The sequence below is a fragment of the Bradyrhizobium sp. Mp19 genome, assembly GCF_029952935.1.
GTDB classification, from domain to species: domain Bacteria; phylum Pseudomonadota; class Alphaproteobacteria; order Rhizobiales; family Xanthobacteraceae; genus Bradyrhizobium; species Bradyrhizobium elkanii.
Genome location: NZ_JASAUT010000185.1, coordinates 1 through 864 on the forward strand (window position 1 = coordinate 1; position 864 = coordinate 864).

At 66.2% G+C, this 864-nt stretch carries 1 protein-coding gene; it reads left to right on the forward strand.

Going from position 1 to position 864, the window contains the following annotated elements; all coding sequences use genetic code 11:
• The coding region (locus tag QJT82_RS45495; protein ID WP_281446741.1) for an IS5 family transposase at positions 1 to 856 on the forward strand (856 nt) is incomplete at its 5' end.
• Positions 857 to 864 lie beyond the last annotated feature (8 nt).

Here is an 864-nt window from a genome sequence, read left to right on the forward strand (position 1 = left end):
GCTGCACGCGGCGATCAGGGGGCTCAACCGCCTGGCGAGGAAGCACGGGGTCAGGCTGCGGCAGTCCTATCTTCGCATTGCCAAGACCGCGGCCATGATGGCGGGACGCTACGCCCATGCCAAGCAATTCAAGCGGCATCAGCGGCAGTTGCGTATCCTGCGCAGCCGGCTGGGCCGGATCATCCGCGATATCCGCCGCAAGATCGAAGGTCAGGCCGTGCTCGAGAACGCGTTCGCCCTCCCGCTCGGCCGGGCCTCGCAGATCCGCTCGCAGCAGCAGCGCCAGCGCGGCTGGAAGCTCTATTCCTTCCACGCCCCGGAGGTGGAGTGCATCGGCAAGGGCAAAGCAGCCGCGCCTTACGAGTTCGGTGTCAAAGCCTCCATCGTCACCAACAACCGCCGTGCTCCCGGTGGCCTGTTCGTGCTGCACGCCAGGGCGCTGCCCGATAACCCCTACGACGGTCATACCTTGCGCGACGTCATCGACCGCACCGAGACACTCACCGGCTGCGCGATCGAGCGGGCCTATGCCGACAAGGGATATCGCGGCCACGACGCACAGAACCCGCGCCGTGTCTTCATCTCCGGCCAGAAGCGCGGGGTCTTCGGTATCATCAGGCGCGAGCTGCGCCGCCGCTCCGCCATCGAACCCATCATCGGACACCTGAAGACCGATGGTCACCTCGGCCGCTGCTACCTCAAAGGCCGCGCCGGAGACGCCGCCAACGTCATCCTCTCAGCCGTCGGCCACAACTTCCGCCGCATCCTCGCCTGGCTGAGGGGTCTTTGGCGCCTCTTCCTGGCCACCCTCATCGCAGCCATCAGCGACCGTTCACCGCTGCAATCGGCTTCTTAACGGACGAC